General features: G+C 42.8%; 24 protein-coding genes and 1 pseudogene. 18 read left to right on the top strand and 7 right to left on the bottom strand.

Annotated features, from left to right (window positions below; translation table 11 throughout):
* Nucleotides 1–126: 126 nt before the first annotated feature.
* Together RTS10_RS00640 and lipB are read left to right on the top strand one after the other, a co-directional pair.
* Complete coding sequence (locus RTS10_RS00640; protein ID WP_312538721.1) at nt 127–1,470, top strand: calcium-binding protein; 1,344 nt, start codon at nt 127–129, stop codon at nt 1,468–1,470.
* 44 nt (nt 1,471–1,514) lie between these two features.
* Complete coding sequence (gene lipB / locus RTS10_RS00635) at nt 1,515–2,195, top strand: lipoyl(octanoyl) transferase LipB (RefSeq protein ID WP_159374651.1); 681 nt, start codon at nt 1,515–1,517, stop codon at nt 2,193–2,195.
* Nucleotides 2,196–2,241: 46 nt separating this feature from the next.
* Here lipB and RTS10_RS00630 read toward each other — a convergent pair whose 3' ends face one another.
* Nucleotides 2,242–3,195: a LysR family transcriptional regulator gene (locus RTS10_RS00630; protein WP_312538719.1), complete on the bottom strand. Its 954-nt coding sequence runs from the start codon at nt 3,193–3,195 to the stop codon at nt 2,242–2,244.
* Nucleotides 3,196–3,456: 261 nt separating this feature from the next.
* On the opposite strand from RTS10_RS00630, the gene RTS10_RS00625 reads away from it, so the two are divergent.
* From RTS10_RS00625 to purF, 12 genes are all read left to right on the top strand, one after another.
* The gene (locus RTS10_RS00625) at nt 3,457–4,602 is read left to right on the top strand and encodes a DUF805 domain-containing protein (protein WP_312538718.1); all 1,146 of its coding nucleotides are present in this window, start codon (nt 3,457–3,459) and stop codon (nt 4,600–4,602) included.
* Between the two features lie 215 nt (nt 4,603–4,817).
* Nucleotides 4,818–5,231, top strand: a complete 414-nt coding sequence (locus RTS10_RS00620) for a hypothetical protein (RefSeq protein WP_007116714.1) — start codon at nt 4,818–4,820, stop codon at nt 5,229–5,231.
* A gap of 137 nt (nt 5,232–5,368) precedes the next feature.
* Nucleotides 5,369–6,121: a hypothetical protein gene (locus tag RTS10_RS00615; protein ID WP_312538717.1), complete on the top strand. Its 753-nt coding sequence runs from the start codon at nt 5,369–5,371 to the stop codon at nt 6,119–6,121.
* 274 nt (nt 6,122–6,395) lie between these two features.
* Complete coding sequence (gene tolQ / locus RTS10_RS00610) at nt 6,396–7,124, top strand: protein TolQ (protein ID WP_065252629.1); 729 nt, start codon at nt 6,396–6,398, stop codon at nt 7,122–7,124.
* Between the two features lie 63 nt (nt 7,125–7,187).
* Nucleotides 7,188–7,655, top strand: coding sequence for a protein TolR (gene tolR, locus RTS10_RS00605; protein ID WP_312114470.1), 468 nt, complete (start codon nt 7,188–7,190; stop codon nt 7,653–7,655).
* Nucleotides 7,656–7,787: 132 nt separating this feature from the next.
* A complete protein-coding gene (gene tolA / locus RTS10_RS00600) occupies nt 7,788–8,753 on the top strand; it encodes a cell envelope integrity protein TolA (RefSeq protein ID WP_065252630.1) in 966 nt (321 codons plus the stop codon).
* A 139-nt stretch (nt 8,754–8,892) separates the two neighbouring features.
* On the top strand, nt 8,893–10,203 hold the full coding sequence (locus tag RTS10_RS00595) for a TolB periplasmic receptor (RefSeq protein ID WP_312538715.1): 1,311 nt from the start codon (nt 8,893–8,895) through the stop codon (nt 10,201–10,203).
* Nucleotides 10,204–10,264: 61 nt separating this feature from the next.
* Nucleotides 10,265–11,278, top strand: coding sequence for a hypothetical protein (locus tag RTS10_RS00590; RefSeq protein ID WP_312538714.1), 1,014 nt, complete (start codon nt 10,265–10,267; stop codon nt 11,276–11,278).
* A 74-nt stretch (nt 11,279–11,352) separates the two neighbouring features.
* Nucleotides 11,353–11,865, top strand: a complete 513-nt coding sequence (locus RTS10_RS00585; RefSeq protein WP_083106207.1) for a DUF4870 family protein — start codon at nt 11,353–11,355, stop codon at nt 11,863–11,865.
* Between the two features lie 267 nt (nt 11,866–12,132).
* Nucleotides 12,133–13,176, top strand: coding sequence for a quinone-dependent dihydroorotate dehydrogenase (locus tag RTS10_RS00580; RefSeq protein WP_065252633.1), 1,044 nt, complete (start codon nt 12,133–12,135; stop codon nt 13,174–13,176).
* A gap of 24 nt (nt 13,177–13,200) precedes the next feature.
* Nucleotides 13,201–13,716 carry a CvpA family protein gene (locus RTS10_RS00575; protein ID WP_312383542.1) on the top strand — a complete coding sequence of 172 codons (516 nt, stop codon included), beginning with the start codon at nt 13,201–13,203 and terminating at the stop codon, nt 13,714–13,716.
* A 111-nt stretch (nt 13,717–13,827) separates the two neighbouring features.
* Nucleotides 13,828–15,363: an amidophosphoribosyltransferase gene (gene purF / locus RTS10_RS00570; RefSeq protein ID WP_007116700.1), complete on the top strand. Its 1,536-nt coding sequence runs from the start codon at nt 13,828–13,830 to the stop codon at nt 15,361–15,363.
* Between the two features lie 49 nt (nt 15,364–15,412).
* Here purF and RTS10_RS00565 read toward each other — a convergent pair whose 3' ends face one another.
* The 5 genes from RTS10_RS00565 to yajC form a co-directional block, all read right to left on the bottom strand.
* On the bottom strand, nt 15,413–15,784 hold the full coding sequence (locus tag RTS10_RS00565) for an AzlD domain-containing protein (protein WP_060995019.1): 372 nt from the start codon (nt 15,782–15,784) through the stop codon (nt 15,413–15,415).
* A gap of 61 nt (nt 15,785–15,845) precedes the next feature.
* Nucleotides 15,846–16,553: an AzlC family ABC transporter permease gene (locus RTS10_RS00560; protein WP_062330425.1), complete on the bottom strand. Its 708-nt coding sequence runs from the start codon at nt 16,551–16,553 to the stop codon at nt 15,846–15,848.
* 69 nt (nt 16,554–16,622) lie between these two features.
* The gene (gene secF / locus RTS10_RS00555; protein ID WP_409455564.1) at nt 16,623–17,873 is read right to left on the bottom strand and encodes a protein translocase subunit SecF; all 1,251 of its coding nucleotides are present in this window, start codon (nt 17,871–17,873) and stop codon (nt 16,623–16,625) included.
* A 10-nt stretch (nt 17,874–17,883) separates the two neighbouring features.
* A complete protein-coding gene (gene secD / locus RTS10_RS00550; RefSeq protein ID WP_060995021.1) occupies nt 17,884–19,779 on the bottom strand; it encodes a protein translocase subunit SecD in 1,896 nt (631 codons plus the stop codon).
* A 169-nt stretch (nt 19,780–19,948) separates the two neighbouring features.
* Complete coding sequence (gene yajC / locus RTS10_RS00545) at nt 19,949–20,293, bottom strand: preprotein translocase subunit YajC (RefSeq protein ID WP_081454568.1); 345 nt, start codon at nt 20,291–20,293, stop codon at nt 19,949–19,951.
* 346 nt (nt 20,294–20,639) lie between these two features.
* On the opposite strand from yajC, the gene RTS10_RS00540 reads away from it, so the two are divergent.
* Together RTS10_RS00540 and RTS10_RS00535 are read left to right on the top strand one after the other, a co-directional pair.
* Entirely contained in the window at nt 20,640–21,149 is a 510-nt protein-coding gene (locus tag RTS10_RS00540) for a hypothetical protein (RefSeq protein WP_203171848.1), read from the top strand.
* A 227-nt stretch (nt 21,150–21,376) separates the two neighbouring features.
* Entirely contained in the window at nt 21,377–24,430 is a 3,054-nt protein-coding gene (locus tag RTS10_RS00535) for a lytic transglycosylase (RefSeq protein ID WP_312538713.1), read from the top strand.
* Nucleotides 24,431–24,600: 170 nt separating this feature from the next.
* On the opposite strand, the gene RTS10_RS00530 is transcribed toward RTS10_RS00535, so the two are convergent.
* Nucleotides 24,601–24,873 (bottom strand): HU family DNA-binding protein, encoded by a 273-nt coding sequence (locus tag RTS10_RS00530; protein WP_099808014.1) that lies wholly within the window; start codon nt 24,871–24,873, stop codon nt 24,601–24,603.
* Between the two features lie 448 nt (nt 24,874–25,321).
* Here RTS10_RS00530 and RTS10_RS00525 point away from each other — a divergent pair, with 448 nt between their 5' ends.
* Nucleotides 25,322–25,984, top strand: coding sequence for a hypothetical protein (locus tag RTS10_RS00525; protein ID WP_099808015.1), 663 nt, complete (start codon nt 25,322–25,324; stop codon nt 25,982–25,984).
* 206 nt (nt 25,985–26,190) lie between these two features.
* Nucleotides 26,191–26,622, top strand: a pseudogene (locus RTS10_RS00520) (Rrf2 family transcriptional regulator); the annotation flags it as partial.
* Between the last annotated feature and the right edge of the window lie 90 nt (nt 26,623–26,712).

The following is a 26,712-nucleotide window of genomic DNA, read 5'->3' as shown; positions in this document are numbered from 1 at the left end:
GCCGCTGTAAAATTCACTTTTTGCTGTGATAACTTTCTGCTGTCATCAAGTGTTACTTGTTAGAAAATCTGCTTAAAAAAAGCAGTTAAAAAACTATCTAAAAATCCACATACTTAAAGGAAGGTCATGCCTGCGTTAGATCTGAACAATCCCAACAATGTCTATTTGGTTCAGTCGGGGTTTAATGTCCAAGATATCGAAAAATCGCCTACCTTGGTCAATTTGCTCAATCGATTTCAAGGTAACTTACTCATTGATGAGCAAGATACCACCGTTGGTGTCGGCGCAAAAGCCTACGGCAATACCATTCATATTGCTAAAAGTTATAAAAATTTTTTGAACATCGCCCATGAGCTAGGGCACGCAACCGGTCAATACCAACAAATCAATAGTGATAAAGACAATTTGTATCAATTTGATACGCCACAAGCCTATGGAATGGCACGCGCCAAAGCAGAGGGTGAGGCAACTTATTATGAGTTTTTGGTGGCAAAAGAATTGGGGTATCAACGGTTTGTCAAACCCTTGTGGCTTGATAACGCGGCAAAACCGCAAGATAAAGATGTGTTTACTGAAGTCGATGAAATCATGCGCCAAGCAATCAGTGAAAACGACAAAATAACCCAATTGGCAGTCCTTAATCAAAGCATGTTGCCCAGTGGGCAGTTTCACGCGCCACTTTATACGTATGATGAATACAATACCTTGGTGTTCTTGAATAACCGTTTTGCTATTTCGCGTATATCGCAAGATTATCAGCAAGCATTTGGCAAGCCACTGGATTGGAACAGTTATGAAGCCAAATCCCTTGCTAATAAAGCTAACCAGCATTTTGGCACCTTAGCTAATGACGTCCTCATCAATCACCATATTGATGGTTCTGTACTTGGACAGCAGGGTCTCGGGGATTTATTATGGGGTAGTCAGGGGGACGATGTGCTAGTGGGTAATAGCGGTCAAGATAGGCTGCTAGGCGGTGCTGATGATGATGTGCTCATCGGCAATGCCGGTGATGATGTGCTAGTGGGTGGCACAGGCAATGATTTATATTATTTCACCAAAGGATTTGGTCATGATACCATCATCAATGTGGGCGGTGGCAAAGATACGGTTTACCTTGCGGATAGAGGCTATGACGAGCTCAGCTTGGTCACTCAAGAAAAGCAGGACTTAACGCTGGATTTTGCAACTAGTTCGCCCAATAACAATGAGAAAACCCATACGCCGACTGACGATCAACTTACCATCAAAGATTTTTATTTGGGGGGCGATAACGCCAGTTTAGCCATCGGTTTTGCAAAAAGCGGCAACGCCAACCCTGCGACGCTAATGCCAATCAGTCAATTAACCGGTCAATTAACAAATTTTGGCTCAGTCGGGCAGCGTGATATGACTGATTATCAGCCAGTGCTGCAAAAATCCCTTTTACAACTGGGCAAAGTCAATGTTACTGCTACAAACGACAAATAAGCGGTTTGTCACATAAACGCAAAAAGCTACTGCAAGGAAATGCGATGTTACCATTAGAAATTAAATATTTGCAAAACGCTCAATATGAACCTACCCATGCAGCGATGCTGGCACGCGTGTTATCACGTATTGAGCAAAAAAAATCTGCCAGCAGCGAGCAGGCGCAGCTTAGTGCTGATGAGTTATGGATTGTGGATCACGAAAATGTGTTTACATTGGGTCAAGCTGGCAAACCTGAACATATTTTGCAAAGAGATAATACCCCCATCATCCACACCGATCGGGGCGGTCAAGTCACTTGGCACGGTCATGGGCAATTGGTGGTGTATTTTTTATTTGATTTAAATGCGTTGGGGTGGGGCGTGCGCGATTTGGTCAGCAAAGCTGAAAACATCATCATTGATGTCATCACGCCTTATTTGCCGCCAGATTTTTATGCCAAAGCGCGTGCGGATGCGCCAGGGGTGTATGTGTATAACCGAGACGATTTAGAACTTGGTAAAATTGCGTCATTGGGATTTAAGATAAAACACGGCTTTAGTTATCATGGTATCGCCATCAATGTACAAAATGATTTGACCCCGTTTCAAATGATCAACCCTTGTGGCTATGCCGGCATGACCATGTTGCGGCTAGCAGATTTTGCGGACGTGGATTATCAAGCATTTACCCAACAATTTATCAACCGTGTCAACTACGAAAGACAATTTAGCCTAAGCAAATAAAATTTTATTAGAGGCTTAAATATAAGAGCCTTTAATATAAATGTATTCAATTCAACGATTGATTAGAGTAGGTAATGCCCTTAGCTTCATACACTTGGTAAGTCGCCTGCAGTAAATCATCAATATACGGATTGGATTGGTGTGCCAAGATATTCATAAAAATCGGGGTTGTCGCATCTTCGTGACGTAGACGATGATAATGAATTTGCTCGGTACGGACGGTTTTTAAACTATCAGGCACCAAGGTGATGCCTTCACCTGCCGCCACCAAGCCCAAAGCAATTTGGATATCGCGCACTTTGGTGGTCAAATGAGGTGACAACTGATGGCGGGCAAACAAATACATGAGTTGGTCAGTTTCGCCATTCAATAGTGGATTTTGCAAGAGTGGCAAGGGCGTGCGATGATACAAAATAAGCGTATCCTCTAGCAGCTCTTTAAATGCGATGCCGATATCATCCGGGCGTGATGCCAAAGGGTGCGCCATCGGCAGCGCAACCACAAAGCGTTCATGACGTAGAAATATCTGTTGCACAAAGTTGTCATTGTGCCGAAATCTTCCAAACCCTACATCGATGTCTCCCGACTTTAGCGCTGACATTTGCTGCTCTGAATTGATTTCGACCAGCTTGATATCCAAATTGGGATGTCGCTGTTTGACTGTAGAAATAATCTCAGGCAGCAGACCATATAGCACTGAGGCGACAAATCCAATCGTGAGATGATTGCTTCGATGCGGCTGGGCAAAGCGCTGGGTCAACTCACTGGCTTGCTCAAGTTGTAATAATATTGGCTCAATCTGTGCCAAAAAAAAATGACCCGCTGCGGTTAAGGTCATTGGGCGGTGATAGCGATCCAGCAGCTCGACACCCAGCTCGCTTTCAAGTTGCTGGACATGGCGGCTTAGCGATGGCTGCGATATAGCCAAGGTTTTGGCAGCTTGGCTAAAACTACCTGCTTTTGCCACTACCACAAAATAGGTAAGTTGGGAAATATCCATATCAATACTCAATGATCATTACAGCGTTGTGTTATCGAGGTTAAAAACTATTTATTGATTCAATAAATTATTTATGCAACAAATTTGCGATCAAGCCAAACCATTAAATCAAAGTCACTAAATCAATGTTACAAAAAATGTCAAATTTATGTCGCCATTTCAAGATATTCTAACCAATATATTATAAAATTTGTTCGATTACTTATGCTAAAAACATTATGCTGAAAAAACAGTTTAAACCTCTAGATTAAGTTGCTCATTATGGCCATCCGTCTACCAAAGCCAAAAAAAGCCCAGTCCTTACCCCCGATTGAACCCAGTTTCGATAATATGCATCAAGTTGATGAAATGCAACCTGATGAAATAATTGCAACTGAAGCTGGTACGTCTTTTGTCACGCTAACCGAGATACATGAAGGCTTTAATAATCGTCGGTTTTTTGATTGGCACGGTCGGGTTAGCCGTGTTCAGTTTTTAGCGTATTCTACCTTCAATGCGTTGATAGCACTAATGCTGGTCGCTTTGCTCTTTGTGATGATTGGTGGCTTTCAAGGCATGGTAAATGCCAGTAGTGAGCAGTTGCCGATGAGTTTGCTCGGCGCAAGTAGTGTGGGTGTGGCGGTTTTGTTTTATCTACAGCTTGCCGTTAGCAAACGCCGCTTTAATGACCTTAACAAAACAGGGTGGCTTGCGCTATTGATGCTAGTGCCTGGGGTAAATATCTTAGTTTACCTTTACTTGCTAGCAGTCGAGGGGACTGCAGACGCCAATTATTATGGCTTACCTGCTAGACCTGCTACCCAGTTAAAAACGGTACTGATGGTATTGATTCCGCTGTTAGTTATGTCACTTATCGGTTTGCTAACCCAAGTTGTCGTGCCCAGCTATCAGAGTTATCACAGTTATCAAGCGATGAAAAATAGTAGAGATGCTCAAAACAATGTCATTGTGACGGCAACAAACCCTAGCCAATCGGCACAGACATTGCCTGCAACTGCTTCCGCTGTTGCTGCCTCGACCACTCAACCAGAGAATTTAAGAACAGAAGCGGTGGTAATTACCGGTGAGCAATTAGGAAACGGCGTGGCTTCCAGCCCACAACCCACCGCGTCCGCGAATGTCAATCCCGCTACAACTACCAATCAAGTGTCAGACACGCTTGCCAACACGCCAAGTATGACTAATCAGATGCCTGAGGCGCCAACTGACGCCGCTAATCCCGATACCCTAAATCCTAATAGCTCAAATTCCAATTCCCCAAATTCCAATAACCTAAATCAAGGTTCAAATGAGCGCGCGCAGACGGGCGGTAATCCAACAACGAATGCCCCTAATAGTCAAGGAGTGGTTTCTTATGAAGACTTTGTCAAAGCCTCTGAACAACAAATATTTATCGATAGAAGATAATTTGTTTAAAGCTAAGGTTAAATGAATACTTTAATCCTGACCAAAAGTGTAAATTAATTGTCAGTGAGTTTAACTATCTGCGGTTTACAAACGGTTTCAAATCTGCACATTTGCTAATACAAGTTAGCTAAGTATAACAAAACCACAATCAAACCTATGATTAAATAACGGCATGATATCCCTATAATGTTATCTATCAAGAAGGGGTATTTAACATGAAAATTAACAAAACACATGACAGTATAAGGAGTGGCTTAGCATCTCAAAGTTTGGCGTCTCAGTTAGTTTTTGCTAACGTGCTTGAGCATGATTATCGCCAAGCGACCGTCAAATCGGTATTACCGCATTCGCTTAATTCTCAAACTTATTTAGCAGATTACTCATCTAATTTTTTTACCATAAAAGGTGAGGACAATCAATTAACCAGAGACTTACGATTTAAAGATATTTTTAACAAGTCTGCAAAGTTACCAAGAAAACCCGCCATAGAGGATTTGGCGGATGATTTGACAACCGATAACAAAATCGATAATGAATCTTGGCGATATCATCGTAAATGGCTTAGTGTCGTCTTTATTATTTGGTTTTTTTTAGCGGTCGGTCTATTGCTAAATGCTGCCTATTATTAACTACAACTATTAGCAACAACAGTTTTTTAGATGAATCATTGCATTTCACCATGTGATGATTTTTTTTGGCTCAAATGCATGAAAAAAGTTTTATAATGAAGCAATTGTGATAAACCAACCAGTTAAAAGGAAATCGCTTGCTAGTCACTCAAACGGATGCTAATACGTCAACTATCGATTCAACACTCGATAATCAAACTAAAACTAAAAACAAAACCATCATAGACTTGCTTGCGCTTATCACCGATACCATGCCGCATTGGAAAGTGCATCGGTGTCAAGTGACGGATGGGGTTATTTCACAGCACTTGCCTATGAAATTTATTTACCATTATGAGTATTTGTCCGACCTGCTCAAACTGCAACATCCATTAAATGGTCAATTGCTAGCAAGCTTTGATCGATTGCTGACGCGAGAGCAATTTGCGCAAATGCTTGGCATTCATTCCAACCAAGTAATCAATCCTTGGCAAATAAAGTTTGCTGGCAAATTGGTGGTGTTTTACCAACAACCTGATATTGCATTGCGTTTGCATTGGGTGAATACTCGCAAAACATTTGAGCCTATCTACCTCTCATCAAAATTATCTCAAACAGAAGCTTTGCCCTATGCGATTGATAATGCTTTTACCAATTGGCAGATTACGGGGGTGGAAATTATTCAAAAAAATCCACAGGTTGAGCTTGTGTATGACAGCGATGACACCAATGGCAATGGCGTCCAATCCATTTTGCCTTCCACCCAATTTGTGCCTGTGCCTAAGCCGTTAGCCAATTGGATGATGGCATATTTTCAGTCGCATCCTGTCATTGCCAATGAATGGTTGACGCTAATCAAATCAGAAGCGCAATCTTATGCCCAAACACAGCAGTTTATCGCCGAGCCGTGACTTTTATAAGTATATTTTTAGCCTTGGCTTTTAGTCATAGCAGCCATGCAATTATCAATACTAGCAAAGCCCCAAAATTTTTATACGATTAGCCAATGTTATTGGTTACAATATGCTTATGTTAATTCTAGTGCTCGACCTTATAATTGCACTAGTTTTTGGTTTTAATCGGGTATGGCTGGCAGGCTGTTGACAAGCTGGCATCAAAATATGTAGTGATTTATATTTAGTTATTTATATTTAATTATTTAGATGGTTGGGGAAGCATAACTTTATGGAAGGCTCGATTGATCTCGTTAGTTTGGTGACGCATGCCAGTATTTTCGTCAAAATTATCATGGGCATTTTATTATTTGCTTCTTTGTTGTGTTGGGTCACTATTTTTCGTTTAAGCAGTCGTTTGGCAATTGCCACGCGTGCCGATAATTATTTTGAGAAAACCTTTTGGTCAGGGGTTGAATTGCCAACCCTATACAAAGGCGTTCAAGGCAATCCTGATAGAAGTGGACTTGAGCAAATCTTTTTTATTGGCTTTAGTGAGTTTTTAAAACTGCTCAAAAACACCCAAGCCCGTAGCGACGTCATTGAAGGCGTCGAGCGCAAACTTCGCGTTGGCTTAGGTCGTCAACAACTCGAGCTTGAGCAAGGATTGCCGTTGCTAGCAAGTATTGCCTCGGTCTCGCCATATATCGGTCTGCTTGGCACGGTCTGGGGGATTATGACGGCTTTTATGGGCTTATCGACTTCTGCGCAAGCCACACTGGCTGCGGTTGCCCCTGGTATTGCCGAAGCCTTGATTGCCACGGCGCTCGGGTTGTTTGCTGCGATTCCAGCGGCACTGGCTTTCAACCACTTTACCGCAAAAAACGATAAAGTTTATCAAAGTCGTAGCCTGTTCTGTGATGAGATGACAGGCATGTTGTTGCGACAAACTGTGGATACGGCTACCAACTTACCGACGGGGCTCAATTCACCTGCCATGATGCCACCGCTCGCTCGCTAGATAAATGCTAAATGCTAAACGCTAAATGAATGTTAGATAAATTTTATTGAACAACTTGACACTATGAAAGCAAACCCTTACAGCCGTAACCGTCCTCAAAAACTCAATGCAGGTATGAATGTGGTGCCTTATATTGACGTAATGTTGGTGCTGCTGGTCATATTTATGGTGACTGCGCCTATGCTAACGACGGGAGTAGATATTGATTTGCCAAAAGCGCAAACCAAATCACTACAGCAAGGCACGCAGTTACCGGTGATTGTGTCACTAAAATCTGATGGACAATTATATTTAAGTACCCAGGACAAAACCGATGAGCCAATGAGCGAAGCGGCGTTAATTGCGACTTTGAATAACTTACAGTCTCAGCCTCAATACCAGTTCGATGGTAAGCCCAATGTCAATGTGATGATTAATGCCGACCAGAGTAACCAATATGGAGATATTATCCAATTGATGGCAAACTTGCAGCAAGCGGGCATCCAAAAGGTTGGCTTGTTAACCGCACCGCCAAAACCAGCCAGCAAGTAGCCTTTTAATCAAGTGGTTTTTTAATCAAGCAGCTTTTAAATGAAGTAGCTTTTTAATCAAGTAGCTTTCTAATACGATGACCTTTTAATTTTTGATTGAACATTTTTGCTAGAATAAGGAAATACTGAGACGATGTATGCTGAAGTGACCTCAGTCTATGTACCCGTCAAAACACCCGATTACCCGGTATGGGCGATTGTTCTCAGTGCCATTGCCCATGCGTTGGTGGTTGGGTTATTGTTTTTCTTTTATCATAACACCCCGCCAGCGCCCATGGAAACCTCGTTGATTACCCCTGAGCAGTTGTCGGCAATGCAACAGCAAATCAAAGCCAACCAACAAAATGAGCTTGCGCAAAACCAAGCCACGGCTGGCGAGATGGCTGACGCTCACACACCGTCTTTAAATTCGCAAACCCTATCAACTGTGCCAATGAATACGCCCCATTCGACATCAACCAATCAAATTGAAACGGTTAAAAATACGTTAGCCGCCAAGCAGGCGCAATGGGAAAAAGAGCAGGCGCTATTTGCTGAAAAGCTAGACCGAGAAGTAGCAGCTGAAAGACAGAGCGTGATTGATGAATTAAACCAGCGCAATGAAACCCAGCAGCGAAATTTGCAAGATTATAAAATTGCCGAAAGCAATATTGATGAGGTAAAAAACGAAATACGCGCCAACAATGCCGCCTACAATAAAAATCTCAATGCCAATAGCGAGCGGCAAAGTGACAATAATATAAAATCACTGGATTTGGGTAAAGATGGTCAATCTACAGGTGCAGCGCAATCACAATCATCTGGCGGTCAAGGTTCTAACAGACGTGGTGGTGCATCGGGTGGGAGTTCGGCAGGCTATGTCAGCCAAGTCATGGCGATGATTGATGCAAATTGGAATGTACCAACCAATAGTAATGGCAATTCATTAACGGCGTCATTTAGCATTGCTGCGGATGGTACAATTAGTAATATCACTATTCGCGGCAGCAGTGATGCCGCTTTTAAAGCAAGCTTACAACAAGCAATCAACCAATCAAGTCCGCTGCCGCCCCCGCCAAATGGCGCAAGAAGCATGACGGGCAATTTTAGAGCTAAATAGTAAAGTCAAATAGTAAAGCTAAGTAGTAAAGCTAAATAGTGTTGTAGCGCTTAGCCTTATCAAATCTTTTTTGGCGATTAAAACAATGCTATTATTTGAAAACCACTTTTTTAATAATTATAAATATTGCAGGCTAATTATGAACCATACTCTTTTGAAAGCGGCAGTCATTGCCTTGGCTACCACTACGATGCCACCTCTAGTGAACGCTGCCGACAAAGTTGATTTTACCCTAGTCAAGCAGGCACCACGTTCAAACTTGCAAATCGCCATCGTACCATTTGCTGGCGCGGAGAGTATCTCGGGCATCATCACCAATGATTTGACCAATTTGGGGCAATTTACTTTAGATAGCAAGTTGCCAGAGCAGCCTCATAGCAGTAGTGAAGTCAATTTGCCTGTTTGGCAGCATAACGCCGTCCCTTATCTGGTGGTCGGTAATACCCGTAGCAATCGTGGCAATATTGAGATTAACTTTGAAGTCATCAATGTGGCGACAGGTGAGGTGATGCAGGGTCTGCAAACCGTTACCAGCAAAAATAACTCACAAAGTTTGCGTATGGCAGGGCATAAGGTTGCTGACCGTATCTATGAGATATTGACAGGCATCAAAGGCGATTTTTCTGGGCGTATTGCGTATGTGGTGGAAACAGGCAAGCCCAAAAACCGTGTGTCACGTTTGGTCATTTCTGACGTGGATGGGTTTAACCCAAAAGTGATTTATGAGTTTAACGGTACCATTAAAACCCTAAACACCTCTGCTGACAATCAAACCTTTACTTTCCAAGTTCAGCCCGACACGCTAGGCTATCCGCAGGTCATGTCTGCCAATATTGTCAGCGGAGCAGTCAGCAATTTGACGAATTTTAAAGCCATGAATTATGGCGCATCCGTGAGTAAAGATGGTCGCGTGATATTTAGTAGCAGTTTTGAAAACGGCATACCGCAGATTTATTTGGCGCAAGGTGGCAATTCTCGTCGATTGACCAATGACCCTGTGGGGGCTATTTATCCTAGTTGGGCGCCTGATGGGCAATCATTTGTCTATACTTCAGACAGAGCCGGTGGTAAAAAAGGCGGTAATAAAGGTCAAATTTATCTATATAATCTATCAACCGGTAGTGAACAGCGTTTGACGGGCGGCGGACTAAGCAGTATGGGGCGCATCAGCAATGATGGTAAAAAAATGTCCTATTTGTCGGGTGCCAATCAAGGCGTGGTGATGGATCTGGGTTCGCGCTCGGTAACCGCTGTAAATAACGTTGGGTTAAGTGAAGCCCCAGGTGTCTCACCCAATGGACAACACTATATTTATTCCAATAAAAATGTCATTACCATTGTATCAAATGGCAAATCCATCAGTATTAGCCCATCCCAAAATGGCGTACCCAATGGCTTGATTTATGGACCACTTTGGCTCAATCCAGACGCCAATAATGTTTTACCTTAACCAAGCCACAAATAACATGAAGCATGTTTATCTCTTACTCCGTTTATGGTGCGCCGCTGTTATGGCAATTGTCATGGCAATTAGCTTGGCGATGACAGGCTGTCAGACCATGCGCTCGCCATCAACAACCTTATCTAACACCTCCTTGCAAAGTTCGACCTCATTGCCCAAAGTCATAGCGACTGCGCCAACCAATTTGCCGCATATGGATGCTAGACAGCTGTCAGGCAAGTTAATTTTTATTTATTTAACTGGATTTGGGGAAAATCGCCAAGGGCAGCTGATTGAAACCCAAATCGATGGCAGCGACCCAAAGACTTTGTATAAGGTCAATGGTACGATAATGAGCTTATCTGCCAGTCGCTTAGGCGATCGCCTGATTTTTACGGTTCAAGCAGGCAAAAGTTATCCTAAAGTCGTTATCCTTGATAGAGCGACTTTGCAAGTTACTGAGATTTCTGGGGTGTCTGCGGTTTCTGCCAAACGCACCCATAATTTTAGTGGCGCAATCTCCCCCGATGGACGCCAATTGTTACTAGCAAATAGCCAAATGGGCAATCCAGAGATTTTTTTGACCGATAGCAGCGGCAATATAAAACAACAACTGACCCATCAACCAGCGATTGATTTAGCCCCTGTGTGGCTGCCAGATGGTCAATCCTTTATATTTACGTCAGATAAAGCCAAATTTTTACAACCGCAACTTTATCAATACCATTTTGCAAAACAACAATTTTTGCCTTTAAACTTGCCCGGTAAAACCAATGCCATCGCTCGGGTTAGTCCCTCGGGGCGTTTGATCACTTACGTCAGCGATAATAGCCAAGGCAGGCTTACAGATATGGCAACTAAAAAAAATATCGCTATCAATGATGAAGGATTGGCTGAACCTGCCAACTTTTCGCCCGATGGCAACTATTTACTTTATTCGGCAAAAAACCGCATAAAAATCATCCCAGTACCAACCTTTAAACCATTGGCATCACAGCAGTCCCCTGTTAGCTGGACGGTCGAGTTTGCCGATAGCAACCACCAACCATTTACCATTCGAGAACCGATTTGGGTAATACCCTAAAGTCCATAACAATCAATTGAAATTCTATACTACGACCCGATAAAAAAAGTAATAATCATTGATGGAAAATTATAATGAACCTAGAAAAACCAACAGATGCTCACACACCTGACCCAGCCAACCCACAATTTGGTAGTGGGGCGAATGGTTATCCATCAGCGTTACCGCAATACACGCAGCTCAGTCAACACTTACCGGTGACCCAAAGCCAAATCAGTTATAACCACATTACTTATGCGTTGGCGCTGTTTAGTTATTTTACCGCGGGACTGACTTGGATTATTCCGATTGTGATGAATTATTTAAAGCGCGATGAGGCTAGGAACACGTGGCTTTATAGTCACTTTGATTGGCAAATCAAAACATTTTGGTACAGTATATTTTTTTGGGTGATTGGTTTTGTCATGGTGATTTTTGCAACGGGTGGGCTATTTTTTGGCGCTGCCGTTGATAGCAATCATGCGATGGGTGGCAGCTTTATTGTCGGTGCTTTAGGCGGCTTGATAATCGTCGCCACAGTCTTATGGCATCTGTATCGCATTATTCGTGGTTGGATTGCGTTGTCAAATGGTCGAGCCGTGCCTTAGTCTTTGATTATAGGACGTTAAAAGCTAAAATCTGTAATCTATAAGCCGAGTTAAGCTCATATAGTAGTTAATGTAGCAGTGAAGGCAAAGAAAATTGCAGGTGTTTATTTAGCGTCAACACTGATATAATAGCTTTTCTGATTTTGACGAGATAGTCTAGACAGCGCGTCAACGGGTGCTATCTCTCAAGCTAAATAGGTTAGTTCTGCTTGTATAAAGGGCAGAGTCAATTAGATTCACCCATGCAATGTGAGTGCTTATTCAACTATGTATGCCTTTCTTCGTCCGTTCTTATTTAACACCGATCCTGAAAAAGCCCACGAAATCACGTTATCGTTACTCGAAAAATCGCAAAAATTTGGGATGCTCGGGTTTTTGTACGGTAAACAAGAACTAACAACTGAATGTATGGGGTTAACCTTTACCAATCCGGTTGGTTTGGCAGCAGGGCTTGATAAAAACGGCGAATATATCGATGCGTTAGCAGCATTGGGTTTTGGCTACATCGAAATTGGTACGATTACCCCAAAACCACAGCCTGGCAATGACAAACCCCGTCTATTTCGTATCAAAGAAGCCCATGCCATTATCAATCGCATGGGATTTAACAATAAAGGCGTCGATTATCTCATTGAGCAAGTCAAGCGTGCAAAATATCAAGGCATTTTGGGTATTAATATTGGCAAAAATGCCAGCACGCCTGTTGAAAATGCCCTTGATGACTATATTTATTGTCTAGAGCGAGTGTATCCTTACGCGTCTTATATTACGGTGAATATCTCCTCTCCCAATACCAAAAACCTGCGTGACTTGCAAAGTGGTGATGCGCTCACGGCGCTGCTTGATGGTATCAAATCACGTCACAGCCAACTCGCTAGCCAACATCAGTATTATGTGCCATTGGTACTGAAAGTTGCCCCAGATTTGGAAGAAGATCAAATTGATTATATTGCCAAAGAATTGGTGCGTTTTGATATTGATGGGCTGATTACCACCAATACCACCTTAAGCCGCAATGGGGTAGAAGACTACAAAACCAGTCAAGAAGCAGGCGGGCTATCAGGTCGACCACTCAGTCACCGTAGTACCCAAGTTCTTGAGCAGTTTGCCGAACGCTTACCGAGCTCAGTTGCACTTATTGGCGTAGGCGGCATTGACAATGGTCAACGTGCGGTTAAAAAGATTGAAGCAGGTGCGGATTTGATTCAACTCTATAGTGGTTTGATTTATGAAGGGCCAGAGCTCATCCAAACCTGTGTTGAAGCCATTGACGGTTATCGTCTAAGCCAACATTCACCCTCTAATTTGTAAATCCCATGATACGAGCTTGACCCGATGACTTTGTTAGATATGGTAGTGTTGTTTGTATTGTTTATTGGGTTGTGGCAGGGGTTTAATAATGGCTTGATGCGCTCACTGGTGGGCATGTTTGGTTGGCTATTGGCGCTGCTGCTCGCCAGTTATTTGGCAAAACCTTTAGCCCCGTTTTTTGTGTCGCTGACGGGCTCAACCGGCCTTAGTATCATTGCGGCATTCTTGGCAATTGGCTTATTTGTCATCGTGGGACTGCAAATTGTATTATGGGTGATGAGTAAAACCTTGCAGGGGCTTCGGCTGAGCATCCTAGATAAATTGGCAGGCGCAGGGTTTGGCTTGGTCAAAAATTTGGTCATTGTGTTGATGCTGGTGAGTTTATTGGCGCCTTTTGTCAGTCAACGTGACTTTTGGCAGCAGTCTAAGTTTGCCAAGGCGCTACTGCCACTAGCACCTTTTGCGACCCAAATCACCCAACAGCTTGCTGCCAATCTGGGGAAAACCGCTTTCGAAGGAATAGGGCAAATGGGCCAATAGCATTGGTAAGTTTAACTGACGGCTAACATCTTCTAAGCCGCCAAATAAGGTAGTTTCATTCAATTTTCATCAGGTCTCATAGCCATCCGTGAAAAATCAAAGGGGTAAAATATGTGTGGAGTTGTCGGTATAGCCGCTCACAGTCCGGTTAATCAAATGCTATACGATGCGCTGACTATGCTGCAGCATCGTGGGCAAGATGCCGCGGGTATTGTGACATGTCAAGATGGCCGTCTGTTTTTGCGTAAAGAAAATGGCATGGTGCGCGATGTGTTCATGACACGTCATATGATGCGTCTTGTCGGTAATCAAGGCATCGGGCATGTACGTTACCCAACAGCTGGTACGTCTAGCAGTGCGGAAGCTCAGCCTTTTTATGTCAATTCGCCGTATGGTATTACCTTGGCGCATAATGGTAATTTGACCAACGCAGAAGAGATTGCCAAAGAACTGTTTATGGAAGATATGCGCCATATTAATACCGATTCTGATTCAGAAGTCTTGCTCAATGTGCTAGCGCATGAGATGCAAAAACTCGGTATCCAGCATCCAAGCCCCGATGATATTTTTGAAGCGATGACATCCGTCTACAAACGTATCGAAGGCGCGTATGCGGTAGTCGCTATGATTACGGGCTATGGTATTTTGGCATTTCGTGACCCCAATGGCATTCGTCCGCTGATTTTTGGTCAACGATTAGCGGAAAATGGCGGTTTTGAATATGTGGTGGCATCTGAGTCAGTTGCGTTAACTGCATTGGGTTTTGATATCGTTCGAGATGTGAAGCCCGGTGAAGCGATTTTTATTGATGAAAACAATAACTTCTTTAGTCGCCAATGTGTCGAAGCCAAAGAGTTTAGACCTTGTATTTTTGAATATGTCTATTTTGCCCGCCCAGATTCGATTATTGATAATATTTCTGTTTATAAAGCCCGTATGCGTATGGGCGAGTCGTTAGCGCAGAAGATCATCAAAGAATGGGGCGAAGATCACGGGATTGATGTGGTTATCCCTATTCCCGATACCTCACGTACTTCTGCGATGGAACTTGCCCAGCATCTAGGCGTAAAATACCGTGAAGGCTTTATGAAAAACCGTTATATCGGTCGCACTTTTATTATGCCAGGTCAACAGCAGCGCAAAAAATCGGTCCGTCAAAAATTAAGCGCGGTGCCTTTTGAATTTAGAAATAAAAACGTATTGTTGGTCGATGATTCAATTGTACGTGGCACGACTTGCCACGAGATTATCCAAATGGCACGTGATGCAGGCGCCAATAATGTGTATTTTGCCAGTGCCGCGCCACCGGTCAAATATCCCAATGTGTATGGTATTGACATGCCAGCGCGCAATGAGCTGATTGCCTCAGGTCATAGTGTGGAAGAAGTGTGTAAAATCATCGGCGCGGATCGTTTGATATTCCAAGATTTGGATGATTTGATTGAAGCGGTACAAGACAAACACAGCGATGCCAAAAAATTTGACTGTTCGGTATTTGATGGCAAATACATCGCTGGTGGTATTGATGAAGATTATTTGGATGAATTACAGCGTAAACGCAGTGATAAAGCCAAACAGAAAAAATCTGGTATACAAGACGTGGCTGATACGCCTGTGGATATCGTCGGGGTGCAAACCGAGGTATAAATAAGTTATCCTTCATAAAAAAAAGCCCAAGTAGGGCTTTTTTTTATAGCTATTGAAAACCTATCAAATTTAGTAGCCATAAAAATCCATTAAGGCTAGCAATCCCCACCAGCATACTTAGCAGTAATTGCTTTTTCCAATGATAGCTGAGTAACACCACTAAAAGCGCCAATATCTCTGCCACAAGTAAGGGTGATAAGCTTAGACTCATACTTATAGGCTCAGGATGCTGCCAATGCAAAGAAGTTAAAATCAACAGCGTCATCACGGATAATGGCAATGCTTTATTCACCGCGAGCAACAAGGGGGCATCCAATAAACGCTTTGGCAAAATTATCGGGGTCAAGCGGGTGAGAAAAGTCACCAAAGCCATGGCAAAAGTAGCGGCGACTAAATAAACGTTATCAGGTGGTGTGTTCATAATATTCTAACGATTAATGGATAATTTTTTTGGCGGTTGAGCTGTCAGGTAGCTTGTACTATCAGAGAGCTTGCTCATGAGCAGATTTATTGCTCATAAAAAAGTGGATGATAATGAGTCCCAAACTCACGCAAATCGCTGATAGTAAAAGCCAATCGGATATAAAATAAAACGCCGCTGTGAACGCAATGATGGCGATGAAGATGGGATAGTAAGCCTTGACTGCTTTAAACTGCTCGTAGGCTAAAATAGCAAATAAGCACACTAACGCAAAATCCAAATGGGGCACCCAATCATTGAGCCCTTCACCCAGCAAAATGCCCAATATAGTACCGATAACCCAATAACACTGATTGAGCAAACTCACAGGTAGTATCAGCCTTTGGCGTTCATTTTCATGAAGGGTGGTTAACACGGAAAAAGTTTCATCGGTTAACGCAAACAAGCAATAAAATCGACTGATAGGATTGGTTGGTAATTGTTTTAATAAAGGAATGGCATAGAAAGCATGGCGCAAATTTATCGCTAAAGTATTGCTGGCGATGGTTGAGATTCCAACCCCACCCGCTAACAGCGTAATAGAAGCATATTGCGCCGCACCCGCATATAACACCACACTAGATAAAATCGCCGCCCATATAGGAAGTTTTGCTGCCACAAACAACACGCCAAAGGCAATCCCCGCAGGGATATAACCCATTGCCACAGGAAAACTTACTTTAAACGCCTGTTGCCATAACCCATTTTTCATTAATTCATTTGTCATCATTGCTATTCTTGTTTAGATTCTAGCCATAAAAATACCCTAGCAAGTAGGGTATTTTACCGCTCAAATCATTTATTGATTATCTACTACTTTGTTGTCATAGATAGGCGCATTGCGGTCTTCAAAAACCACTTCGTCCTCAACAAATTCTGGTTTGACTTCGACAATAAAGTCTTTGCGCGACATACCGAGCCACAGTGGAATCGCACTGGCAATATACACCGATGAGAAAGTACCTAAAATCAAGCCAATGAGCAATGCTACAGAGAACCAATGTAAGCTTTCGCCGCCAAGCAGCAGCATCGCGACCACCACCAGTAACACCGTTGAAATGGTCATAATAGTACGACGTAGCGTTTCAGTGAGCGATAAATTGACAATTTGCGTTGGGCTCGCACCACGGACACGGCGGAAATTCTCACGGATACGGTCAAAGACGACGATGGTATCGTTAATCGAGTAACCAATCAGTGATAACACCGCGGCAAGCACGGTCAAATCAAACGGCCATCCGAAAAGTGCGAAAATACCCACGGTGATAATACTATCATGAAATAACGCCAACACCGCGCCTAAGGCTAATTTGGCTTGGAAGCGCACCATCACATAAATAAACATACACAGTAATGCCAGTGCCGTTGCCCCCAAGGAGCTGATATAAATCTCATTACCTACTTGACTGCCAACCACGTCAATGTTCTTGATGGTGGCATTGTTATTGGGTAAATCTAACGCCGCATCAAGAGAGTTTGATAACCCTTCGATTTGTTTTTGCGGCGGCAGGCGTACCAAAATTTCTTTGTTACTGCCCAAATATTGCACCACACTGTCATTGATTTTATGGCTCGCTAAGGCTGACTGAACTTGGGCTTGTTGCACCGGTTGCTCATATACAACCGTGGCTGACACACCGCCTGTAAAGTCTAAGCCCAGATTTAAACCTTTGGTTAAAATAGCGACCAAACCCAGAATCGTTAAGATGGCGGATAATATGGCAAAAGGTTTAGATACTTTCAAAAAATTAATGATACGCCGACCGGCAAAGAATTTTTCACCGCCAAAACCCTCTGCCGAAAATTCAGCAGTGGGAGCGTTAGCCACCGCTAACCCAGCGTTTTGGGTTGTCGTATCGGAGGAGTTGGCAGGCTGCTTGACCAAATTTTTATTCACCCCTTTACCATTACGGCGCGGCGTTCTGCGGTGCTGTGTATTTGATACCATTTCATCGCTACGACGTACACCCAGCTCGGAGAGTTTTTGCTCGGGGTTAATGGGTTCTGAGCCGTCTAAACCGTCTAGATCCTCTAACTTGTCATCATTCATTATTCGCTCCTTAACCAATACTTAGGCGTTTGACAGTTTTGCGGTAGCCATAAGCTAACTGTACCAGTGCACGCGTGACGGTCACTGAGGTGAAGATAGAGCTGGCAATACCAATGGCTAAGGTGACAGCAAAACCTTTAATCGGACCTGTACCAATCGCAAATAAAATAAATGCGACAATCAAGGTAGTTAGCTGCGCATCAAAAATACTGGTAAATGCGCGGTTAAAACCCGCCACAATCGCAGATTTAGGTCTGGCGCCGTTGGCAAGCTCTTCGCGGATGCGTTCAAATATCAGCACGTTGGCATCCACCGCCATCCCGATGGTTAACACGATACCTGCGATACCCGGCAATGTCAGGGCAGAACCAATCAATGACATGATGGCTAAAATCATCATTAAGTTAAAAATCAGCGCGATATTGGCAATTAAGCCGAATAAACGATAAAAGATAATCATAAATAAGAACACGAGTAAGTAGCCGACTTGGGTAGAGAACATACCTTTTTGGATGTTATCTTGCCCCAATGATGGACCAATAGTACGTTCTTCAACAAAATACATGGGCGCCGCTAGCGCACCTGCACGAAGTAACAAAGCCAGCTCTGAGGCTTCTGCATTACTATCTAAGCCCGTGATTTGGAAAGTTGAGCCAAAGACGCCTTGAATGGTCGCTTGATTGATAATATGGCTTTCTGCGTAAGGTGTTCTTACTTCTTTATTTTGACCCGTCACTGGGTCTGGCTGGAAGGTGACACGCTGCTTATTTTCAATAAACAGCACCGCCATTTGTTTGCCCACTGATTTTGCTGTGGTGTTTTGCATCAAACGACCACCCGCGTTATCCAGCGTGATATTCACTTGGGGGCGACCATTTTGATCCATCCCTGCTTGGGCGTCTTGTACATTTCGACCGGTGACCACAGCTTGACGTTCCAATAAGGTTTTTTGTGGGCTATCGACTTCACCAAATGAATAGGCTTCAGTGCCTGCAGGCAATACCCCAGATGGATTGGCTTGGAAAGTATTGTTTTGGTCAGACACCATACGAAATTCTAGATTGGCAGTACGACCAATGACCCGTTTGGCTTCTGCGGTATCTTGTACCCCGGGTAATTCCACCACAATACGGTTGGCACCTTGGGATTGCACCACGGCTTCAGCCACGCCTAGCTCATTAATACGGTTTCGTAAAGTCGTCAAGTTTTGGGTGACCGCATCTTGAGATATTTGTGAAATCGTCGACTGGGTCAAGGTCATGTTAATCGCTGGACCCCCCGCATTGATGAGCGGTTGTAATTCGTAATTTGTCCCAAAGCGACTACGTAACACATTAATGGCTTGATCACGCGCGGCATTATCGACAAAGTTTAAAGTCAGATTATTTTGCCCTGCTTGTAAATTGGTCACGGCAATTTTTTGGTTGCGTAGCTCTGTACGGATATCTCGAGTTAAGTTTTCCAAACGCTGAGAGACGGTTTTGCTCATATCGACTTCTAGTACAAACCGTACACCACCCCGCAAGTCCAAGCCTAATTTAATAGGATTGCCGCCAATATTACGTAGCCATGCTGGCGTGGTTTGTGCCAAGTTTAGTGCCACCACGTAATTGTCGCCAAGCTTTTCTTTTAGCACTTGTTGCGCTTTAAGCTGCGTTTCAGTCGACTCATCACCAATTTTTAACAAAGCTGATTTACCATCAAAACTGTTGTTTTTGGTTGGAATATTGGCGGCATTTAGGATGGTTTCCGCTTGCTTTAGCACATCATTGGTCAATGTGGTACTAGCGGAAGCCCCCGTGATTTGAACGGCGGGCTTGTCTGGATAAAGGTTTGGTAGGGCATACAGGGTGCTCAGTAGCAGCACAATGCCGATTAAAAAGTATTTCCAAGCAGGGTAGTGCATAATCTTGACTTCTTAAACTTGATTTTTTTAGGTAACTAGTTGTTCTACTAGGTTTATTAACCGTAGGGCTATTAACCGCGATCAACAAGGCAGTACAATATCATAATAGCCAGTTGGCAACTTAACAGAATGCTAGGTCGCCAACCTGACAGGTGAGCTGCATCAGCAATTATTTAAGACTATCAATGGTACCCACAGGCAATACCGAGATGATTGAGGCACGTTGCACCATCACCTCTTGGGTAGTATTTAATGCTACAACCGCATATTCACCTTGAAGTTTTTTGATTTTCCCCATCAAGCCACCGGCAAATACCACTTCATTGCCTTCTTTAATGGCATCAATCATTTGACGATGCTCTTTGTTACGACGACTTTGTGGTCGGATAATAATGAAGTAAAAAATAGCAAAAAAAGCCAATGGCAATAGCATTTGCATAATGGTGGAAGCACCTGTTCCAGTAGGCGCTGCCGCCGCACCTTCCGCATGGGCAGATTGGATAAATGCTAAAATAGCGGTAAGTAGCATAGTTGAAATACCCTTAAATTGAGATTTAGTAATAAAATGGTGATAAAAACAACCTGTAATGATAACCGATTTAGCCAAATTAATAAATGATTAACCCTTGTTTGCTGAAATAATTCACCGCTGTAAACACGATAATTGATTTGGCGATCCAGCGATTTTGGATGGTTTTGGATAATAAGGTCAAAAATTTTTATCGGAATTATTCACTATTTTATGCTTGATAATTAACAATGACGTAACAATAAAATTAATGGTTATGCTATGCTTAGTTGTAACAAATTATTTCTTTTAGGGTCAAACAATTGGGTGTTACCAATTGAAGGAAAATCTCATGACTATCACGTTAAATTTTCAACCGATTGATAAAATCCGAAAGCAAGTAAAGTCAAAACTATGGCTAGGTGTAGTCATCGCGACTTCGTTAACCGTCCCAACGCTGGCAAACGCTGAAATCACCCAGCGTGATATCGACAATTACGGTACTGCGATGGCGGCTGCAGCAAATGCCAAAAGTATTTCGCGCGTTGCAAACCTAGTAGCAGATGATGCCTTGATATCTGTGTCGCGTAAAAGAAAAACCACCACCTTAAATAAAAGCAATTATTTAAACCTCTTGCAAAACAACTGGTCAAAAGCAACGCAATATGGCTATGATATACAATTAAATAATGTGGTATTTAGCGGTAACCATGCCAAAGCAGATGCCATAACCACAGAAGTCATCGTCGAAAATAACCTGACGACACGTTTAGTAACAACTTCACGTATTACCTTTGCTGAAAGCGGTAACTCGGTGTTATTGTCTAGGGCGATTAGCCAACTTGTGATTGAAAAGCACTAATTTAGTGGTATTAAAAGTGGTGTTAAACAGGGTGGTGCAAAAGTTTTGTGCCACTTTTTTTATGGATTCTAGTATAATTTCAGCCAATATTTAATTTTACGGGCTTGAAATCACAGCCGTTTTTTTATTTATAATGTCAAATTTTAGCTTATATTCGTTCATAGTTTTACGCTATGGGATGGGTATATGTCCTACATCTAAATTGCAAAAAAGAGCTAGGAATCATCATGTTGCTTTCGATAAGCCATTCATCAAAAAAAACTATCAAACCGTTAAGTTTAGCTATTTCCTCTATTATTTTGGCAGCCTGTAGCAGTGCGCCAACCAGTACCACCAGTCCAGCGGGTAAACCCATGATTGGATCATCCAGTCACAGCAAAAGCACGGTGCATAGCGCGCAAGAAAATGCAGCCCTACTGGATATGGATAGTTTGGATGAACTTGAAGGGCTGCTTGAAGCCACCGACATGAGCATGGTAGAGAATAATGCTTTGTTGGTTCAGCGCTATGGTAATCTGTGGGATAGACTGCGCGTCAATTTTCGTATGAACTCCAATGTGTACGATCCGCGTATTGAAGCGCAGAAAAGTTGGTTTATTAGCCGCCAAGACTATCTAAACCGCTTAACAGCGCGTGCTAGCCGCTATTTATACTACACGGTGCGCGAAGCAGAGCGTCGCAATATTCCAACGGAACTGGCATTATTGCCTGTGATTGAAAGTTCTTATGACCCCAATGCCAATAGTAATGCCTCTGCTGCAGGGTTATGGCAGTTTATTCCAAGTACAGGTCGTATTTATGGGTTGAATCAAACCAGCACCTTTGATGGTCGCCGTGATGTGATTGAGTCAACCCGTGCCGCTTATGACTTTTTGACGGCTTTGTATAACCAGTTTGGTAGTTGGGAGTTGGCATTGGCATCCTACAATGCCGGTCCAGGCCGTGTCCAATCCGCGATTAATTACAATGCCGCGCGCGGGCTACCCACGGATTATTGGTCGCTCAAATTACCCACTGAAACGATGAACTATGTCCCTCGGTTTTTGGCTGTGGCGCAAATTGTCAAAAATCCGAGTACCTACAATGTGTATTTACCCGCAATTGCGAACCGTCAGCATTTTAGAAGTGTCCCTGCCAATGTTGGCGTGAGCTTGCACGAAATTAGCAGCCTGACAGGCGTGAGCTACGATGAACTGCGCGCCCTAAATCCTGCGTTAATTGCAGGTACGGTAGATATGTCAGGCCCAAGCCGTATTCTGATTCCCAATGATCTCAATGAGTCAGTTGACCGTAAAATCACCCAATTACGCGGTAATGGTTATATGAGTCAACAAGGTTATTTGGCAAACAATAGCTATGTCACGCCTAAAACTGCTACACCGACTTATAACACACCGACCACAAATTTTGGCAATCAAACCCGAACTACCACCACAAGTCAGGGTGATTCACTCAGTGCCGCCAAACAAGCCTATAGCAAAAAAGAAACAGTTAACTTGCCATCCTCTAGCAGCGATTTGGCGGCAATGGCAACTAGTATGGTTAAAAACCAAACCACGACTTATATCGCCCCCATTCCTAGTACGTCAAGCATTCAAAGCCGTAATACGGTAATCAAAGAACCGCCGATTACCGCCACCGAGCAAAAAATGGTGACCGCTGAAATGCAGTCTAGCAATACACTACCAACGACTTCAGCGATTGTCACTGCCAATAACACCGTTGTGCAAGAACCGCCTTTGTCCAATCAAGAGCGTAACTTGATTGCTAAAGAAATCGAAAAAACCGCACCACAAGTAGAGCAAGCCATTAACCCTGCCGATGGTAATATCAAGCTCAATGCTATTCAGACTCAGCAATCTGTGCTAGAAGCCAAAGGCGAAACCAAAAAACTCAGTTACGAAGAACCGCCAGTGGTGTTGCCAAAAGAGGTCAAAATTACCCAAGCGTCGAGCTTAAATGGCAAAGTCCCAAGCACGGCGCAAGCGACCACGAGCAAATCCAATACCACCAGTGAAAGCAAAGCTGTCACAGTTAGCAAGCAAGCTGCCAAAAAACGTCCAAGTGGCACACGCAGCACCTATCAAGTCAAAGCTGGCGACACCTTGGCAAATATCGCCAGTCGCATGGGTGTAAATTGGCGAGATATCGCTGAATGGAACCAAATTGACCCAAATGCTGCCTTGCTAGCAGGTTCAACACTTTACTTATACAACGCCAAGCCTATCGAACCCAAAGTAGCAGAATCGCCAAAACGTAAAGCCAATAGCTATATCGTGCAAGCGGGGGATACCTTGACAGGCATCGCCGACAAGTTTGATCTAAATGTCAGTGAGTTAGCAAAATTCAATAATTTACCAGTCACTTATCAAGTGCGTACCAACCAAAACTTGTGGTTAATTCCAGACAAAATGCCAGAGCCGCCAGTGGCACAGCCCGCAGCGCAAAAGCCTGCCCCTGCTAGAGCTGAAGTGCAACCGGTATCAAGTCGTTATACGGTTCAGACGGGTGATACCTTGTCGGGTATCGCTGATCGACTGTCCGTATCGCCCAAAGACATTGCCGATGTCAACGGTTTTAACACCAATTATCGTGTGCAAAAAGGACAAGTCATCATCGTGCCTGTCACAGTTGAAAAGGTCAAATATGCGCTAGCTGGCAAATCGATTAACTACACAGTACGCCCAGGTGATAGTTTAGGTAGTGTCGCCAATAACTTTGATTTAACGGTAGCAGACTTGGCGAAAGCCAATTATCTAAAACCCACAGCCAACTTAATTCAAGGGCAAAAACTGGTTATTCCTCAAGCAGGATTGGGTACGGTGGCTAGTGTGACAGCGACCCGCGAACCTACCGTCAAACGCGACTCTGCAAAACCCGAGAGCAAAAAAGAAACAAAAAAAGAGACCAAAGCAGCCAAAGACGCCCAATCAGAGGATGATAACAAGCTAGCGTTAAACCCAGTAAGTAAATATAGTCATGGTGATGCACAAGGCTATCAAGTAAAATCAGGTGATAGTCTGACAAACTTGAGTGCAAAATATGGCGTTTCTAAAAGTGAGCTTGCCGCTTTAAATAACTTAAAAGGTAATGAGTCGTTGTTGATTGGTCAAAACATCAAAATTCCGAAAACCACAACAACCTATAAAGTCAAAGCAGGCGAAGGCTTAATTTCTTTGGCAGGACGCTTTGGCATCAGCCCTAAAGAATTGGCTAGTTTAAATAACTTGTCACCAACAGCGTCGCTAAAAGTAGGTCAAACCATTACGGTGCCAAGATAGGTTATAGTTTATAAAATAAAAAACCACTGTGTAAAAATAGTGGTTTTTTACTTAAGTTTTTGCCCGGTTTTTATAGTTTAGTTTTTATACTTAGCAAGGAAATAATAGGCAATAAAAAAGCGTATTTAATTAAAAATACGCTTTTTTACATATAAAGAGATAAGGGTTAATTAGTTAACGATATCTTTTAAACTTTTGCCTGCTTTAAAGCTTGGGACTTTGCTTGCTGGGATTTGGATTTCTTCTTTAGTTTGTGGGTTACGGCCAGTACGTGCTTGGCGTTCTTTGACACTAAACGTACCAAAGCCAACTAATGACACGGTATCATTAGCTTTCATTGCTTCGCCAATCGTTGCGATAAAGGCATTTAATGCTTCAGTTGATTGGGCTTTAGAAAGGCCACTTTTTTTAGCAATGCTATCAACTAATTCTGACTTATTCATAAGAATATCCTTCAAATTTTTAGGGATGAAAATAAACGTTATATATACAAAGCACACGCTTGGCAATTAATTAGGCTCAAAGCCTTAAGTATCAAGTGCTGCATAAGTAATTATGATTCGATTATAAGTAAACTCCAACGGCTTCACAAGCAGTTTAAGCATAATTTCTGTGGAATTAAGCATTGATTAACGTGTTTTTGCAAAATATAGCGGTTGGCACACCAAACGATAACATTTTATTTCAACAAAAACCGCTAAAAATTGATATATACAGCTATAGTGAGTAAAAGTGGCTAAGAATCAATCTCGCAATGATTTCTTGACTAAGAATCACCGACTGACAGTGTTTTATACCAGACTTACAATAATTAATGTTATTAACAACCTTTTGAAGTTACACTATCGACAAATTACAAAACCCATATTTGATTAATTTTGTGGAAATTTAATGAACGATAATTTTCAAACTTCGACCAATGCCCCAAGCAATATAGCCACGACAGCGCTCAATGTTGTATTAGTGATTATTGAAACCTTGCTGACCCTGTTGCTACGTTTTGACGCAGATCTTCGTAAGGTTGTCTATCCTTTAGCCACTACCAATACCGTCGTCCGTATTCATGCTTATGTCCCAAGCGTCACTTTTTATGTGACCTTTACGGTTAATGGTATTTTGCTAGACAGCCAATTACAGCCTTCTCAGCAGGTCGATGTGACCATCAACGGCTTTACTTGGCAAATTGCACAGAATTTATTTACCAACCAGCCTAAAGCCATCGAGCAGCTACAAATTCGCGGCGAAGCACAAAAGATGGCAGAGGTGAAGGCTTTTTTACATCAAATTGGTATCAATCAGCTATTACAAGTCATCACAAAGGCAGTCAAAGGCGATAAAGACAAGCAAAAAACCAAAAAGCCGATCAAAACCGATGCTGACTACAAACAACAAGTTGAGACACTCAATAGCCAAGTCAACGCCGCAAATCTACAAAAAACAGCGCTTGAAGCACAAATTGTAGAATTAAAAAGTAAAAATCAATGGATGAAACGCGCGGCAATCGCATTTTTTGTATTATTCGTTATTTGCGCGATTGGCTGGGCGGTAAAATAACAACTATTGCCTGCATTCCTTTGATCAAAAATCGTTATCATTAAACAAATAAATCTGAGAAATAAATAAATCCGAGTGTTTTAGTAAGAATTAATCTTGACTAAAAGACTCGGATTTTCATATAATAGTCCTACCAACCATAAAACGCGTTTTCACAATTTACGATGCTTGAACAGATTTAAATTTTTAACTTAAGTGGGGCTATTATGCGATTGACAACCCGAGGACGCTATGCAGTGACGGCGCTGCTAGATTTGGCATTGCAAGAGCAAAAACATGAATTGGCTGTGTCATTGTCTGATATCGCAAAACGTCAAGAGATTTCTATTTCTTATCTTGAGCAGTTGTTTTCAAAGCTGCGTAAAAAAGGTTTGGTGGTAAGCACTCGTGGGGCATCAGGTGGTTACCATATTGCCAAACCCATCAATGAAATCTCAATTATGAGTATTATTTCAGCAGTTGATGAGTCGGTTGATGCCAGAGCTTGCGAAGGTAAAGGTAACTGCCAAGATGGCGCTATGTGTTTAACCCATGATTTATGGAATGGCTTGTCAGAGCAAATTGAAAATTATCTGTCCACCGTGACATTAGATACGCTCATTAATCGTCAAATTATCCGTGAAATTTCTGAGCGTCAAATTTTGATGGTTGAAGACATGCAGGATAAAAATCAGTCTGCGGCAAACCCAATGACAGAAGCACCCGTATTACAACGGGCAAAGCATAGC

The organism is Moraxella sp. CTOTU47616, from assembly GCF_032017465.1.
In the GTDB taxonomy this organism is placed as follows: Bacteria; Pseudomonadota; Gammaproteobacteria; order Pseudomonadales; family Moraxellaceae; genus Faucicola; species Faucicola tetraodonis.
The sequence above is the reverse complement of the archived record's forward strand: the minus strand, read 5'-3'. Positions and strand labels throughout refer to the sequence as shown.

Excerpts from the sequence above, each read along its gene's own strand:
- RTS10_RS00640 (WP_312538721.1), top strand. The coding sequence starts at position 127 with ATGCCTGCGTTAGATCTGAACAATCCCAACAATGTCTATTTGGTTCAG.
- lipB (WP_159374651.1), top strand. The coding sequence starts at position 1,515 with ATGTTACCATTAGAAATTAAATATTTGCAAAACGCTCAATATGAACCT.
- RTS10_RS00630 (WP_312538719.1), bottom strand. The coding sequence starts at position 3,195 with ATGGATATTTCCCAACTTACCTATTTTGTGGTAGTGGCAAAAGCAGGT.
- RTS10_RS00625 (WP_312538718.1), top strand. The coding sequence starts at position 3,457 with ATGGCCATCCGTCTACCAAAGCCAAAAAAAGCCCAGTCCTTACCCCCG.
- RTS10_RS00620 (WP_007116714.1), top strand. The coding sequence starts at position 4,818 with ATGAAAATTAACAAAACACATGACAGTATAAGGAGTGGCTTAGCATCT.
- tolQ (WP_065252629.1), top strand. The coding sequence starts at position 6,396 with ATGGAAGGCTCGATTGATCTCGTTAGTTTGGTGACGCATGCCAGTATT.
- tolR (WP_312114470.1), top strand. The coding sequence starts at position 7,188 with ATGAAAGCAAACCCTTACAGCCGTAACCGTCCTCAAAAACTCAATGCA.
- tolA (WP_065252630.1), top strand. The coding sequence starts at position 7,788 with ATGTATGCTGAAGTGACCTCAGTCTATGTACCCGTCAAAACACCCGAT.
- RTS10_RS00595 (WP_312538715.1), top strand. The coding sequence starts at position 8,893 with ATGAACCATACTCTTTTGAAAGCGGCAGTCATTGCCTTGGCTACCACT.
- RTS10_RS00590 (WP_312538714.1), top strand. The coding sequence starts at position 10,265 with ATGGCAATTGTCATGGCAATTAGCTTGGCGATGACAGGCTGTCAGACC.
- RTS10_RS00585 (WP_083106207.1), top strand. The coding sequence starts at position 11,353 with ATGAACCTAGAAAAACCAACAGATGCTCACACACCTGACCCAGCCAAC.
- RTS10_RS00580 (WP_065252633.1), top strand. The coding sequence starts at position 12,133 with ATGTATGCCTTTCTTCGTCCGTTCTTATTTAACACCGATCCTGAAAAA.
- RTS10_RS00575 (WP_312383542.1), top strand. The coding sequence starts at position 13,201 with ATGACTTTGTTAGATATGGTAGTGTTGTTTGTATTGTTTATTGGGTTG.
- purF (WP_007116700.1), top strand. The coding sequence starts at position 13,828 with ATGTGTGGAGTTGTCGGTATAGCCGCTCACAGTCCGGTTAATCAAATG.
- RTS10_RS00565 (WP_060995019.1), bottom strand. The coding sequence starts at position 15,784 with ATGAACACACCACCTGATAACGTTTATTTAGTCGCCGCTACTTTTGCC.
- RTS10_RS00560 (WP_062330425.1), bottom strand. The coding sequence starts at position 16,553 with ATGATGACAAATGAATTAATGAAAAATGGGTTATGGCAACAGGCGTTT.
- secF (WP_409455564.1), bottom strand. The coding sequence starts at position 17,873 with ATGAATGATGACAAGTTAGAGGATCTAGACGGTTTAGACGGCTCAGAA.
- secD (WP_060995021.1), bottom strand. The coding sequence starts at position 19,779 with ATGCACTACCCTGCTTGGAAATACTTTTTAATCGGCATTGTGCTGCTA.
- RTS10_RS00540 (WP_203171848.1), top strand. The coding sequence starts at position 20,640 with ATGACTATCACGTTAAATTTTCAACCGATTGATAAAATCCGAAAGCAA.
- RTS10_RS00535 (WP_312538713.1), top strand. The coding sequence starts at position 21,377 with ATGTTGCTTTCGATAAGCCATTCATCAAAAAAAACTATCAAACCGTTA.
- RTS10_RS00530 (WP_099808014.1), bottom strand. The coding sequence starts at position 24,873 with ATGAATAAGTCAGAATTAGTTGATAGCATTGCTAAAAAAAGTGGCCTT.
- RTS10_RS00525 (WP_099808015.1), top strand. The coding sequence starts at position 25,322 with ATGAACGATAATTTTCAAACTTCGACCAATGCCCCAAGCAATATAGCC.